This window comes from Methylorubrum suomiense, assembly GCF_022179765.1.
GTDB classification, from domain to species: domain Bacteria; phylum Pseudomonadota; class Alphaproteobacteria; order Rhizobiales; family Beijerinckiaceae; genus Methylobacterium; species Methylobacterium suomiense.
Window position 1 is genome coordinate 109,897 of record NZ_BPRE01000010.1, and the last position, 13,278, is coordinate 123,174.

Genomic DNA, 13,278 nt, shown 5'->3' on the forward strand with positions numbered 1-13,278 from the left:
CTCACGCCCGGCATGCCACGTCTTCGAACGTCCCGGTGTTTTCCGGGAACGCAGCGTCCGGCACCGCGAAGGTGTCGAGTCCGGCGCCGAAGCGGTCCTGCAGGTAGCTCTCGGCGCGCTTTTCCATGCCGGCATCGGCCTCGACATCGAGCGACAGCGTCTTGCCGGAGATCCAGGCCACGACCTCGCCGTCCTCGACGATGCGACGGCCGTCCTTGAGCACCAGTTTGGCGTGGGAGAACATCGCCGTGCGATCCTTCTGATCGCGATAGACGGCGATATCCGCCTTGGCGCCCTCGCGCAGATGGCCACGGTCGGTCAGCCCGAGGAGCTTGGCCGGGCCCGAGCGGGTCAGCTGGGCGATCTCGCTCAAGCTGTACTCGCGCTCGATCTTGGGCAGGCCGGAGCGCTCGCCGACGACGGCCGGCAGCGTCGCGATCTCCTTCGCCCGCTCCTCGGCATCCATCAGCAGGTGGATGATGCGCGGATACTCGGTGAAGACGCCGCCATTCGGGTGGTCGGTCGTCAGGATGGTGCGCTCGGGGTTCGACGACAGGAGCATCAGCTCCAGGCCGATCGCCCATTGCAGCGACGAAACCGGGCCGCGCGGCCGGTAGAGGAACGGCACCACGCCGCCGCCCTCGGCATCGCCCGCCGTGAGCACCCACTTCTTCGGCTTGGCGCCTTTGCGGCCGCCGAACTGGCGCAGGATGTCGAGGGAGATCGTCACGGTCTGGCCGAACACCACCTGACCGACGTCGTAGGTCGCGTTCGGGTGGGCCTCCATCGCCGCGTTGATCCGCTCGGCCGCCGAGCGGAAGCCGCCGGTCATCGGGTTTTCGGGATCGGCGACGCCGTAGGCGTAGAATTGGGCATGGGCGAAGTGGATGCGCCGGCCCTCCGCCGCCTCCAGCGTCGCGACGAGCGAGTCGTCGGCACCGGGAAGGCCGAGATTGTTGCAGTGGACATGCAGCGGATGCGGCACGCCGATCTCCTCGACCGCATCGAGCAGCGCCGACATGATCTTGCGCGTCGAGAGACCGTAGCAGGGGATCTCGTCGTCCAGGCTAAGCTTGAGGACGCCGTCCTTGAAGGCCGAGGCGCCGCCCGCATTGATGCACTTGACCCCCAGGCCCCGGGAATGGGCCAGCGTCTGCTGCACCAGATCGCGCACCGCCGCCTTGCCCTCGCCGTCGCGCAGGAGTTGGAGCAGGTGGTCGTCGTTGCCGAGCACCGCGAGGCCGCCGCGGTCGAGCAGCGGAATGTCGGCGAGTTCCAGATGGGTCGCCAGCGCGTTCGAGGGCGGAAGCGCCGGCTCGACCGCGGTGGTGTAGCCCATCCGGGCGTAGTTCGCACCGACCCAGCTGCCCGAGCCGCCGGCATGGGCGAAGGGATGGCCGTTGGGCGCGGATTCGCTGACGTAGAGGTCGGGCAGGAGCAGGCGGCTCATCACCACGTTGCCGCCCGCGATGTGGGAGTGAACCTCGACGCCGCCGGCCATCACGACGCAGCCGGTGGCATCGATGGTCTCGTCGGGCGCGCGGTCCGAGGGGGCGACGATGCGGCCATCCTCGATCCACACGTCGCCGACGCCGTCGCGCCCGGCGGTCGGATCGACCACCCGTCCGCCATGGATACGGGTCAGCATGAGACACCCTTCTCGATGAGGCGGTCGCGGATGCGGGCGAGCACGCCCGCGGCGGTCTCGGCCTCGGATGGGGCGGTCGCGTCCGCGTAGGCGATGACGCCGCGCCGCTGGTTCCAGAGCGCGCCGCCGACGGTCTCGCCCGGCACGCCGACGGTGATGACGATCTCCGCGGTCTCGCCCGCGGCCTCCGTCGAACCTTCGCCGACGATGGCGATCGTGGGGAGCTTGCCGAGCCAGTCGGGGCGCGGCGCGGGAAGGGCTGCGAGCCAGAGCGCGGCATCCGCCTCGCCGGAGGCGATCTGGCGGGCGCTGTCGAAGCGCCAGGGATCGTGCTCGGGCAGAGAGCGGCCGAAGCCGACCCGGGGCGCCTGACCTGTGGTCCAGGCGGAGAGCTGCACCGCGGCGCGGCCCTGGAACGGGTCGGCGAGGGGCAGGCTGAAGAAGCGGGTGCTCTCGTTGAGATCGCGGATCAGGCCCTGGAGCATCTCCACGCCGATCTCGCCGACCTCTTCCGCATCGTAGATCACGACGCCGTACTGGGCCGTGAACAGGCGCCGGGCGAGGTCGGCGAAGGCAGCCTCGCCGGCGAGATGCCCCTTGGCGAAGGCGCGCAGATGTCCGAGCGAGACGGCGAGGCCACCCTCGTCGGCGCCGTAGGCGACGTGGCGGATCGCCCCGTTCTGCGGACCACCCAACGAGAGCAGGGCGCGCTCCGAGCCGGCCGCCCGGCCGCGGCGGATCGGAGCGGCGGCGATCTCGGCGATCAGGTCGCCGTCCCAGGGGCGATTGCCCAGGATCAGCACCACGTCCGCGCGGGCCTCGGTCTCGGCACGGGTCGTCGTCATGGCGCCGCCCGCACTGAGCGCACCGAGCTCGGCATAGATGCTGTTGCCGGCGACCGGATCGAGCGAGGCGCCGAGCGTCTCGGCGAGCCGATAGGCCGCCCGCAGGCCCGCGACATCCGCGTTCAGGCCGGCCAGCACCGGCACGCGTGCGGCGGCCAGCAGGTCGGCAGCGGCCGCCACCGCCGCGTCCACATCCGCCGCGCCCCCCTTCACCCAGGCTGCCATGATTCCTCACCGTCGTTTCTTCGGGCATCCCCGCGATACCCGAAGGACGGGCGGCGGGGCGAAAGACGGCCGTGTCCGAGGGACGCCGGAGAGGACGCCCTTGGTGGAGCCTCGATGTCCCGTGCCTGCGACAGGCGATGGGCAGATGCTCGGACCGGCTCCGGGAAGGAGCGAGGTGGTTTTGCATCCCTGAAACCGAGCCCGCAAGTCCCGTCGCGGTTCCGGCCCAGGATTTCCGGCCCATCCCGCACCATTCCTACCCTGCGCGCATGACGCGGGCGGCGCGGCCCAACCCCGACGCCGCATTCTCGGCACTCGGACGTCCCGCGCCTTCGAGGTTGTCGCGGGCCCCGCAGCATGGGACAAGCCGCCCGCCGGGACAGGCCGCCCGCCGCCGCCGCATCGCGGAAGGCTCGTTTTCCGGCCCGATATCTTCAGAGGGGAAAGCGACGGTGGCCGAGGTCCCTCAACGCACGGGTGAGACCGCGACCCGAACCGCCACGGGTGTCCGCGTCCGCGCTCCGGCGCGCCTGCATTTCGGCTTCCTCGACCTCAATGGCGGCCTCGGGCGCCGCTTCGGCAGCATCGGCCTCGCCCTCGACGCGCCCGCGATCCAGCTCGTGGCGCGTCCGGCCAAGCGCGTCGCCGCGAGCGGTCCCGAGGCCGAGCGGGTTCGGGCCAATCTGCTGGCGGCCTCCGCCTATCTCGACGTGCCGGACACGGTGGCGGTGGAAGTCGAGGAGGCGATTCCGCCCCATGCCGGGTTCGGCTCGGGCACGCAGCTCGCCCTCGCGGTCGCCGCCGCGCTCGCGCGCCTCAACGGGAAGCCCTTCGCCCCGGCCGATTTCGCCGACGTGCTCGACCGCGGCAATCGCTCCGGTGTCGGACTCGCCGCTTTCACCGAGGGGGGGCTAATCGTCGATGGCGGTCGCGACGGGTCCGGCGCGCCGCCTCCGGTCATCGCGCGGTTGCCCTATCCCGAGGCTTGGCGTGTGGTGCTGATGCTCGACGAAGCCATGACGGGTGTGCATGGCTCGCACGAGACGGAAGCATTCCGCGACCTCCCCCCCTTCGACGCGGCTCAGGCGGCGGAGATCTGCCGGATCGTGCTGATGCAGATCCTGCCCGCCGCGGCGACGGCGGAGCCGGACGGGTTCGGCGCCGGAATCACCGAGATTCAGAAGCGCGTCGGCGATCATTTCGCCCCCCATCAGGGCGGCCGCTACGCCAGCCCCGCCGTGGCCGAGGCGCTGGCGGCGGTCGCGCAGAGCGGCGTGCGGGGCTACGGCCAGAGTTCCTGGGGGCCCACCGGCTTCGCGCTGATGCCGTCGCAGGCCGAGGCGGAACGGCTGGTCGGGGCCCTGGAACGCCCGGGTCGCTTGCGCTTCGTCATCGCCTCCGGGCGCAACGGTGGCGCCTCGGTGACCGATCTTTAGATTTTTTTCGCTAAGACCGGTTTCGATAAACCTGCGCTTGACCAGCACGGGTCCGATCGGCTTTGCACCTGAGGCGGTCCCGCGGGACCGCGATCACGGGAGACGAACACCATGACCCGCTCGATCCTGCACATGCTGACGCCGCTCAAGCATATGAGCCCGTTCGACGTGAACATGGCGGTCGATGCCGGCTTCGAGACCCTGATCACCTATACGGGCGTCGATCTCGCCGACGTGGTCTCGCTCACCCAGGATTCGATCTTCTCCCGCGCCCCGCAGGACGGCGTGCGCACCGGCATCTTCATCGGCGGCAAGAACGCCGAGACGGCCCTCGACATGGTCGATCGCGCCAAGAAGGCCTTCGTGCCGCCCTTCGCCAACCACGTCTTCGCCGATCCGGCCGGCTCCTTCACCACCGGCGCGGCGATGGTGGCCGAAGTGAACCGGGCGCTGAAGGCGAAGTTCGGCACCGATCTCAAGGGCAAGCGCATCGTCATCTTCGGCGGCGCCGGCGTGGTCGCCTATGTCGCGGCGGTGATCGGCGCGCTCGAAGGCGCGAAGACCGTGCTGGTGGGCCATGATGGCGAGGAGCGCGTCTCCAAGATCGCCTTCACCATGAAGTGGCGCTTCGGCATCGATGTCGGCGCGGTCGACGGCACGCTGCCGGAAGCCCGCCGCGCGGCCATCACCGATGCCGACGTGATCCTCTCGGCCGGTCCCGCCGGCATCCCGATCCTGACCGCCGAGGATCTCGAATCGGCGCCGAAGCTCCTGGTCGCCTCCGACGTGAACGCCGTGCCGCCCGCCGGCATCGCCGGCATCGACGTGAATGCCAAGGACGTCCCCCTGCCGGTCGGCAAGGGCGTCGGCATCGGTGCGCTGGCCGTCGGAAACGTCAAGTATCAGACCCAGTGCCGGCTGTTCCGCAAGATGCTGGAGGCCGACCAGCCGCTCTGCCTCGATTTCCGCGACGCCTACACCCTCGCCGTCGAGATCGCCGGCTGACCGCGCCCCGCATCGTCGAGGGCGGCGCGGTCCTGATCGCCGCCCAGTCCGGCCGAGCGCTGGCCCAGGCGGCCCGGCGGGCCGGGCTGAAGCCCTACGTGCTCGATCTGTTCGGCGACGAGGATACTCTGGCCCTCGCCGAAGCCCATCGTCCGTTGCCCGGCCGCTTCGGCGCCGGCCGACGCGACCGCGACGCCGTGCTCTCCGGGCTCGCCGCGCTGGCTGAAACGGCGGGTGGGGTGTTCGGCATCGTTCTCGGCAGCGGCTTCGAGGGCGCACCGGATCTGATCGCGGATATCGCGGCCCGTTTCCCGCTTCTCGGTGCGTCGGCCGCATCGATCGCGGCCCTGAAGGATCCGGCCGGCTTCGCCGCCCTGTGCGCGCGCCTCGCCATCCCGCACCCACCGCTCCGTGCCGGCCCCGTGGCGGAGCGGAGCGCGTGGCTCCTCAAGCGCGCGGGGGGCTGCGGCGGCTCGCATATTCGCGTCAGCGCCACCGGTACCGCCCCGCCCGGACATTATCTCCAGGCCCGCATGCCCGGCCGAGCCTTCGCCCTCAACTTTCTGGCCGACGGCCGGCGCATCGCCGCTTTGGCCCTGACGGAACAGTGGCAGGCGCCCTCGCGGCTGCGGCCGTTCCGCTACGGCGGTGCCCTGGCACGGGGCCGGGACGAGGCCGAGCCGGTCGCCCCCGCTCTCCGCGAGGCGGTGACGGAGGCCGTCGGCCGGATCGTGGCCGCCACGGGCCTCGCGGGTCTGGCCAGCGCCGATCTGCTGGTCGAGGGTGAAGGCTGGTGGCTCCTCGAGATCAATCCGCGCCCCGGCGCCACCCTCGACGTTCTGGACCGGCGCCCGACGCCCCTGTTCTTGGCGCATATCGAGGCGAGCCTCGGATGCATGGCGGCGCCGGAACCCTCGCCGCCGGATGCGGTCGGCGCCGAGATCTGTTACGCGGCGCGGGGATACGCGGCTTTGCCGCCGCTCGACTGGCCGGCCCATGTCCATGACCGACCGCGGGCCGGTAGCCGGGTGGGGCGCGACGCTCCGCTCTGCACGGTGACGGCGACCGGGCCAGACGCGGCGACGGTCAAAAGGAATTTGCGGGTGCGGGCCGATGCGCTACGCGCTCGCCTCGACGACACGGAGAACAGGCATGAGTTCCAACACGACCGTCCCGAGCCTCAACGCGCTGGCGGGACCGCTGGTCGAGAGCCTCGTCGCTGATGCGGCCAAGCTCCGGCTCGTCGTCGCACAGGAGAACGGAGCGCGCACGGTCGATGCCGGCGCCAATGCCCGCGGATCGATCGAGGCGGGTCGGCGCATCGCCGAGATCTGCCTGGGCGGCCTCGGCACCGTGTCGATCGCCCCGACCGGACCGATCGCCTCCTGGCCCTACAGCGTCGTCGTCCACTCGTCCGACCCGGTGCTCGCCTGCCTCGGCAGCCAGTATGCCGGCTGGAGCCTCGCCGATGAGGAGGGCGATTCCGGCTTCTTCGCCCTCGGCTCCGGGCCCGGCCGCGCGGTGGCCGTGGTGGAGGAACTCTACAAGGAGCTGAATTACCGCGACAACGCGACGAAGACCGCCCTGGTGCTGGAATCCGCCAGCGCCCCCCCGGCCTCGGTCGTTCAGAAGGTCGCCGCCGCCACCGGCATCGCGGCGGAGAACGTCACCTTCATCTACGCCCCGACCCAGAGCCTGGCGGGCGCGACCCAGGTGGTCGCCCGCGTTCTCGAAGTGGCCCTGCACAAGGCCCACACGGTGGGCTTCGACCTCCACCGCATCCTCGACGGCATCGGTTCGGCGCCGCTCTCGCCGCAGCACCCGGACTTCATCCAGGCGATGGGCCGCACCAACGACGCCATCATCTATGGCGGCCGGGTGCAGCTCTTCGTCGATGCCGACGATGCCGATGCCAAGCAGCTCGCCGAGCAGCTGCCCTCCACCACCTCGGCGGATCACGGCGCCCCCTTCGCCGAAATCTTCTCGCGGGTGAACGGCGACTTCTACAAGATCGACGGTGCCCTGTTCTCGCCGGCCGAGGCGATCGTGACCTCGGTCAAGACCGGCAAGACGTTTCGTGGCGGCCGGCTGGAGCCGCAGCTGGTCGAGGCCTCGTTCGCGTAGAGCGCAAGCGCCAAAGAACCCTCCTCCTCCGCGGGGGAGGGAAAAAAACGGAAGAATCCATGCGCATCGGGCTCGCGGCCGATAACGGCAATTGGCACAAGGCGCGCCTGCGTGCGGCGCTGCGCTCGCTCGGCGTCGAGCCGGTGCTGTTCTCGCTCGCCGACGTGGCCGTCGTGACCGGCGGTGGCGAGCCGCTGCAGGTGCCGGGCTTCGCGGACGGCTTGCCCGACGGCGTCCTCCTGCGCACCATCGCGGGCGGCACCTTCGAGGCGACCACCATGCGGCTCGGCGTGCTCCACGCCTTGGTCGCCTCGGGCGTCACCGTCTGGAACGGGCCGGTGGCCATCGAGCGCTCGGTGGACAAGGCGGCGACCTCGCTGCTGATCGCCCGCGCCGGCCTGCCCACTCCCGACACCTTCGTGGTCTCGAAGCGCGAAGCCGCCGCCGAGATCGTCGCCCGCGAGGCCCGACCCGGCCGGCCGATCGTTCTCAAGCCCCTGTTCGGCTCGCAGGGCGAGGGGCTGATGCTGCTGGAGACGCCGGACGACCTGCCGATCCCTGAGGCGGTCAGCGGCGTCTATTATCTCCAACGCTACGTGCCGCGCAGCGACGGGCTGTGGCGCGACTACCGCGTCTTCGTCTGCGAAGGCCGGGCCATCGCCGGCATGATCCGCGAGGGCGATGGCTGGATCACCAACGTCCATCGCGGCGGTCGGCCCCATGCCTGGGACGTACCGGCCCGCGCCGCCGAACTCGCCGAAGCCGCCGCCGCCGCGGTCGGCGTCGACTATACCGGCATCGACCTCGTCGAGGACGGGGAGGGCGGCTTCCTCGTACTCGAGGTCAATTCCATGCCGGCCTGGTCGGGGCTCCAGCAGGTCACCGAGGTCGATATCGCCGGCGCGGTCGCCCGCGGCTTCCTCAACGCGGTCCGCGCCGCCCGCCCGCCGCGCCTCGTCTCGGCCCTCGGATGAGGGCGGGATTGCCCGCCGCGACGGTGGCCGATCTCTATCGGGCCGCCTGTCTCGCCGAACTCGACGCGCTCAAGCCCGGCAACGTTCACGCCTATGCCTCCGGCCACCGCATGGTGACGGCCGATTTCGTCACCAGTGCCGACGTGTCGGCCCCCCTGCTCGCGGCGCCGGGTGCCCGGGTCGGCGCACGGGTGCGCGGCGGCGTGGAGGCGACGATCGCGGCCGTCGGCCAGAACACCAATCTCGGCATCCTGCTCCTCTGTGCGCCGCTGGCCCGCGCCGCGGAGGCCGGTGGGACGTTGGCGGAGGGCCTCTCGACGGTCCTCAGCGAGTTCGATGCGTCGGACGCGGCCGATGTCTTTGCCGCGATCCGCCGGGCCAATCCCGGCGGCCTCGGCAAGGCCGCGCGCCACGACGTCACCGAGACGGCTTCCGTCCCGTCGCTGTCGGAGGCAATGGCCGAGGCCGCCCCGCGCGACCGCATCGCCCGCGCCTATACCGACGGCTTCCGTGATCTGTTCGCGATCGGGCTCCCAGCGCTCGCTATGGCTCGGGGGCGGGGACTTGTCGCGCCCTGGACGACGACGGCCGTCCATCTGGCCTATCTTACGACGGTTCCCGACAGCCACATCGCCCGCAAGCACGGGGCCGAACGCGCGGAGGCCGTGCGGGCGGAGGCCGCGACCCGCCTCGCCGGGCTCGACCTCGCCGAACAACCCGTCGCGGCCCTGCTCGATTACGACAGCGCCCTGAAGGCCGACGGCCTCAATCCGGGAACGAGCGCGGATTTCACCGTTGCGACGCTGTTCCTCGATGCCCTGCTCGCGGCTCGCGACGAGCGGATCTGATCCCGCGCCCGTAAAGGAACGAAATCCCGTCCCGTCAAGGACCCGGCCGGTCCAAAAAATCGCCGATTTCAGGCTCTTGCGCGGGTTGTTCGGCGCAAAGGCCCGCTGTAGGGTCCGCCCCGCTATCCGGGCTAACCGGCTCGGCCCCCTGCCGGGCGCCGCGAACAAGGATGGCTTCCGGCCCCGCCTCCTCTCAGGGCGGGCCTTTTTTCAGGAATGCAGGGAGAGACCCCGAATGGCAAAGATCAACAAGCTTCAGGTCGGTGAGGCCCTCGTCGGCGACGGCAACGAGGTCGCCCACATCGACCTCATCATCGGCCCGCGCGGCTCGGCCGCCGAGACGGCCTTCGCGAACGGCCTGATCAACAACAAGCATGGCTTCACCAGCCTGCTCGCCGTGATCGCGCCGAACCTGCCGTGCAAGCCGAACACGCTGATGTTCAACAAGGTTACCATCAACGACGCCCGTCAGGCCGTCCAGATGTTCGGCCCGGCCCAGCACGGCGTCGCCATGGCGGTGCAGGATGCGGTCGCCGAAGGCATCATCCCGGCGGATGAGGCTGACGACGTGTTCGTGCTCGTCGGCGTGTTCATCCACTGGGAAGCGGCCGACGACGCCAAGATCCAGAAGTACAACTACGAGGCCACCAAGCTCTCGATCCAGCGCGCCGTGAACGGCGAGCCGAAGGCTTCGGCCGTGACCGAGCAGCGCAAGTCGGCGACCCACCCCTTCGCCGCCAACGCTTAGATCGGACACAGTCCTGGGCAGAGCGAGCCTCCGCCCGCACCGCGGGGCCTGCTCCAGCGACTGGCTTCGATCTTCCTCGGACGTTGATGGATTGGGACGGCTTCGGCCGTCCCTTTCTTTTTGTGCGGTGAGACGCCAGCGCCTCATCGGTCTGCCGGCCTCCGACTGTCGGCCGTCCGCGCGGCTTCGTCGGGCCCCCCGTCCGCAGCGAGCGGCGCAGGGTGGCACCCGTGACGTGAAGCCCGCGCAGCAGACCCTCCTTCGCCTGGCTGGACGCGGGACGGGTTTCGAGTCCCGAAGCGGATGCTCATGCCGGTCTCGGCCCGAACATCGCGACGACGCTGTGCGGTGCGTCGACCCCGAAGAACCGGGTAAGGTTCTGCGCCGATATCGCCGCGATCGCGGCGCTGCGGGGGAACAGCTCGCGCTCGTATGCGCGGAGCGCCGTATCGAGATCGTCGGGTGTCGCGACGATGGCTCTGGCGAGATCCGCTCCGTCGTAGAGCGCGAGATTCGCCCCCTCGCCGGCGAACGGCGACATCAGGTGCGCCGCGTCGCCCAGCAGGGTCAGGCCCGGAACATGCTCCCAGCGGTGACCGACCGGTAGCGCGTGGATCGGGCGAAGGACGGGCGCGACGTCGGTGGTCGTGATGAGGGCGGTCAGGTGTGGCGCCCAGCCGGAGAACTCCGTCGCGACACGGGCCAGGAGGGCCTTCCCATCACGGACGGGGATGGCGTCGAACCAGGGTTCAGGCCTGTCCAGTGCCGTGTAGGTTTGTAGGGCTCCGTCCGCATGCCTGTGAACCAGAATGCCCTGACCCGGCGCCACAGCCATGAGTGTGCCAACGCCGACCGCATCCGCGCTGGCCTTGAGGCATGCGTCGCCGTGATGGATTCGTGTCTCGACGAACGAGACGCCCGAATAGGCGGGCAAGGCCGCCGAGAGCCGGGGGCGGACCTTCGACCACGCGCCGTCTGCGCCTACGAGAAGGTCGGCTGTGACCGTCGCGCCGTTCGTGAAGGTCACGGCGTGCTGCCCATCGCCGCATCCCATGACCGCGACGGCTCGATGGTCCCACCGGATCGTCCCCTTGGGAAGTGAGGCGATGAGAAACCGGCGCAGATCGCCGCGATCGATTTCGGGCCGACCACCGGCCGCGTCGCCAAGCCTTTCGAGGAGAGTGGTTCCACGCGCATCGACGACGCGCTTGGCGTCTTCGCCGGGTCGCACGAGGCGGAGGAACGCGTCGTGGAGTCCAGCGTCCCGCAAGGCGACCTGTCCGGTCCGCTCGTGGATGTCGAGCAAGCCGCCCTGGGCCCTCGCATCGGCCGATGGCTCGGCCTCATAGATTGTTGCCGTGATCCCGTGGAGGTGAAGGATCCGGGCGAGGACGAGGCCGCCGAGGCCAGCGCCGAGGATCAGGATTGCGTGTCGCATGGCTGCGCTCCTGCGACCGTACGCGATCAGCACCGCTCAGTGCCGAGCACCACGGTTGCCCGAGATCGTCGGGCGGTTGCTTTCGGAGACGCTGGTCAAACCACCTGAACGGCGTGGATGACGTGTATTCGACCGCCTCGGGGCGGCCGTTTTTCGCGACATCGCCGAGGTTACCCCCGGCCCCCCGTTTCGGCAACGGCCCGGCTCACGGCAGCCGAAGAGCACCGGATTCAGCGCTGAGCAGTCCGTCACGCGATCAGGTCGATCAGCGCATGACGGTCGCGTCGAAACTCATCACCGTGACCGCGAGAAGGATGGCTTTCGATTTTGTTCGGTCCTGTGAAATGGCCCGTGCGCGCTCCCGCACTCGACGGAAGACGGGCGATGGGGCCGTCGGGTTTCCATTCGGCAGAAGCTTTCCGGGAACGTGGAAGCTCCCGGTTCTCGCATGCCTATCCACCCGCACCCGTTCCTTTGAAGCGAGGCAATTCCGCGAGGAGGCCACAGGCCGAGGCCGATGCGATCATGAACGGGGCGCGTCTTCGCTCGCGTTCCATTCGTCGCTCAGACCACCCAGCATGGGGTGATACATCTCGTCCCCCGCGTGCTGCGTGAACTCGAGATTGAGATTGTCGTCGCCAAAACCGAGAATGTCCCGGCAGGCTTCGAGCAGCAGGCGGGCCAGTTCTGCGCGCTGCTCCGACGGGCGCCCCCGGCGGATGTCGCACATCAGCAGGCCGGCCGGCCGAGGCTCGTCCCGGCTGCAGCGCCAGATCCCGTCCTCGCCCAGCACCCGGATCGCGACCGTCACCCGGTTGATGTCGGCCTGCATCTCCCGCGCGTAGATGTCGCCGAGGCGCTTGGCCAAACGCCGCTTGGCGTCGGGCGAGCATGCGAAGGGCGTGTCGAGCTGGAGGTACGGCATCGTTTGCGTTCCGCGTCAGGCCGCGCTGGCTGGGGTGAGGCCGTAGCGGAGCGACGGCTTGGCGTTGTTGAATTTCGGGCTGATGGAACGTCGACCTTCCTCCCAGCGCTCCCAATCCTCGACGTCCTGCAGGCCCGGGATGGTGACGCGTTCGCCCTGATCGAGGCCCGCGAGCGCCGCATCCACCAGATCGGCGGCCGACATCGTGACCGATGAGGTCTTCTGGGCCGCATAGCCGGCTACATCCCAGAACTCGGTCGCCGTCGCGCCGGGCAGCACGGTCTGAACGCGCACGCCTTTGTCAGCCAGATCCCTCTGCAACGTGTGGCCGAAGCTGAGCACGAAGGACTTCGAAGCGCTGTAGACGCCGTTCAGCATCTCGACCGCGACGCCGACGACGGACGAGATGTTGATGATCGTACCCGCGCCGCGCGCCGCGAAAGCCGGAGCGACCGCGTAGGTGAGCCGGGTGAGCGCGGTGATATTGAGGAAGATCATCGCCTCCATCGCGTCGATGTCCGCCTTGAGGATCGAGGCGACGGAGCCGATGCCGGCGTTGTTGACCAGCATGGTGATGCTCGAATCGTCGCGCAGGCGCGCTTCGAGCCGAGCGAGATCCTCCTTGCGGCCAAGATCGGCCTTGAACGGCTCAACCTTTCGCCCCGTTTCCCGGGTCAGACGATCGGCCAAGGCGCGGAGGCGCTCCTCATTGCGGGCGACCAGCACGAGGTCATAGCCACGTCTCGCCAGGCGATCGGCATAGATCGCGCCGATGCCCGCCGAGGCGCCGGTGATCACCGCGACGCCCTTGTCCTGCTCACTCATCGCTTCTCTCCGTGTGCCCGTTGATCCGATCCGCGCAGGGGGCAGGTGTCCCAAGGGGCAAAGGTCGCCGTTGCGCCATCGCCGGATGCCGGTCGCGCCGCTCTGGGCCGTGCGACCGGACATCGTCGATCATCCGCCTTCCCCCGTTCTGGCTGGGGCCGGCTTCCGATGAGTGCAGGCTATCTTTGACCCGTCATGACGCAAATGTCATATATGCGTCGTTTTAGGACGTATGGA

The 13,278-nt window shown here is 69.8% G+C and carries 12 protein-coding genes; 7 read left to right on the forward strand and 5 right to left on the reverse strand.

Features of this window, described 5'->3' with window-relative positions; translation table 11 throughout:
- Position 1: 1 nt before the first annotated feature.
- Both MFF26_RS16690 and MFF26_RS16695 read right to left on the reverse strand, forming a co-directional pair.
- A complete protein-coding gene (locus tag MFF26_RS16690; RefSeq protein ID WP_238308218.1) occupies positions 2–1,648 on the reverse strand; it encodes a formylmethanofuran dehydrogenase subunit A in 1,647 nt (548 codons plus the stop codon).
- Entirely contained in the window at positions 1,642–2,718 is a 1,077-nt protein-coding gene (locus MFF26_RS16695) for a molybdopterin-binding domain-containing protein (RefSeq protein WP_137828424.1), read from the reverse strand. The genes MFF26_RS16690 and MFF26_RS16695 overlap by 7 nt, the downstream gene beginning before the upstream one ends.
- A 452-nt stretch (positions 2,719–3,170) precedes the next feature.
- Between MFF26_RS16695 and MFF26_RS16700 the strand changes: the two genes are divergently transcribed.
- The 7 genes from MFF26_RS16700 to fae all read left to right on the forward strand — a co-directional run bounded on the left by MFF26_RS16700 (position 3,171) and on the right by fae (position 9,853).
- Positions 3,171–4,154, forward strand: coding sequence for a beta-ribofuranosylaminobenzene 5'-phosphate synthase family protein (locus MFF26_RS16700; protein ID WP_238308219.1), 984 nt, complete (start codon positions 3,171–3,173; stop codon positions 4,152–4,154).
- 111 nt (positions 4,155–4,265) lie between these two features.
- Positions 4,266–5,159 (forward strand): NAD(P)-dependent methylenetetrahydromethanopterin dehydrogenase, encoded by an 894-nt coding sequence (mtdB, locus tag MFF26_RS16705; protein WP_137828425.1) that lies wholly within the window; start codon positions 4,266–4,268, stop codon positions 5,157–5,159.
- 98 nt (positions 5,160–5,257) lie between these two features.
- Positions 5,258–6,382: an ATP-grasp domain-containing protein gene (locus MFF26_RS16710; RefSeq protein WP_137828426.1), complete on the forward strand. Its 1,125-nt coding sequence runs from the start codon at positions 5,258–5,260 to the stop codon at positions 6,380–6,382.
- On the forward strand, positions 6,312–7,283 hold the full coding sequence (gene mch / locus MFF26_RS16715; RefSeq protein WP_137828427.1) for a methenyltetrahydromethanopterin cyclohydrolase: 972 nt from the start codon (positions 6,312–6,314) through the stop codon (positions 7,281–7,283). Before MFF26_RS16710 ends, mch begins: the two co-directional genes overlap by 71 nt.
- 59 nt (positions 7,284–7,342) lie before the next feature.
- The gene (locus MFF26_RS16720; RefSeq protein ID WP_137828428.1) at positions 7,343–8,257 is read left to right on the forward strand and encodes an ATP-grasp domain-containing protein; all 915 of its coding nucleotides are present in this window, start codon (positions 7,343–7,345) and stop codon (positions 8,255–8,257) included.
- Positions 8,254–9,105 (forward strand): triphosphoribosyl-dephospho-CoA synthase, encoded by an 852-nt coding sequence (locus MFF26_RS16725; protein ID WP_137828429.1) that lies wholly within the window; start codon positions 8,254–8,256, stop codon positions 9,103–9,105. Before MFF26_RS16720 ends, MFF26_RS16725 begins: the two co-directional genes overlap by 4 nt.
- A gap of 235 nt (positions 9,106–9,340) precedes the next feature.
- Positions 9,341–9,853, forward strand: coding sequence for a 5,6,7,8-tetrahydromethanopterin hydro-lyase (gene fae, locus MFF26_RS16730; RefSeq protein WP_137828430.1), 513 nt, complete (start codon positions 9,341–9,343; stop codon positions 9,851–9,853).
- A gap of 307 nt (positions 9,854–10,160) precedes the next feature.
- Here the strand turns inward: fae and MFF26_RS16735 are convergent, their stop codons facing one another.
- The 3 genes from MFF26_RS16735 to MFF26_RS16745 form a co-directional block, all read right to left on the reverse strand.
- Positions 10,161–11,291: an FAD-dependent oxidoreductase gene (locus MFF26_RS16735; RefSeq protein ID WP_137828431.1), complete on the reverse strand. Its 1,131-nt coding sequence runs from the start codon at positions 11,289–11,291 to the stop codon at positions 10,161–10,163.
- A 523-nt stretch (positions 11,292–11,814) separates the two neighbouring features.
- A complete protein-coding gene (locus tag MFF26_RS16740; RefSeq protein ID WP_137828432.1) occupies positions 11,815–12,216 on the reverse strand; it encodes a tautomerase in 402 nt (133 codons plus the stop codon).
- Positions 12,217–12,231: 15 nt separating this feature from the next.
- A complete protein-coding gene (locus MFF26_RS16745) occupies positions 12,232–13,041 on the reverse strand; it encodes an SDR family NAD(P)-dependent oxidoreductase (protein ID WP_137828433.1) in 810 nt (269 codons plus the stop codon).
- Positions 13,042–13,278 lie beyond the last annotated feature (237 nt).

Bases quoted from the DNA above. Each gene is read 5' to 3' on its own strand.
- MFF26_RS16690 (WP_238308218.1), bottom strand. From the start codon at position 1,648: ATGCTGACCCGTATCCATGGCGGACGGGTGGTCGATCCGACCGCCGGG.
- MFF26_RS16695 (WP_137828424.1), bottom strand. From the start codon at position 2,718: ATGGCAGCCTGGGTGAAGGGGGGCGCGGCGGATGTGGACGCGGCGGTG.
- mtdB (WP_137828425.1), top strand. From the start codon at position 4,266: ATGACCCGCTCGATCCTGCACATGCTGACGCCGCTCAAGCATATGAGC.
- mch (WP_137828427.1), top strand. From the start codon at position 6,312: ATGAGTTCCAACACGACCGTCCCGAGCCTCAACGCGCTGGCGGGACCG.
- MFF26_RS16720 (WP_137828428.1), top strand. From the start codon at position 7,343: ATGCGCATCGGGCTCGCGGCCGATAACGGCAATTGGCACAAGGCGCGC.
- MFF26_RS16725 (WP_137828429.1), top strand. From the start codon at position 8,254: ATGAGGGCGGGATTGCCCGCCGCGACGGTGGCCGATCTCTATCGGGCC.
- fae (WP_137828430.1), top strand. From the start codon at position 9,341: ATGGCAAAGATCAACAAGCTTCAGGTCGGTGAGGCCCTCGTCGGCGAC.
- MFF26_RS16735 (WP_137828431.1), bottom strand. From the start codon at position 11,291: ATGCGACACGCAATCCTGATCCTCGGCGCTGGCCTCGGCGGCCTCGTC.
- MFF26_RS16740 (WP_137828432.1), bottom strand. From the start codon at position 12,216: ATGCCGTACCTCCAGCTCGACACGCCCTTCGCATGCTCGCCCGACGCC.
- MFF26_RS16745 (WP_137828433.1), bottom strand. From the start codon at position 13,041: ATGAGTGAGCAGGACAAGGGCGTCGCGGTGATCACCGGCGCCTCGGCG.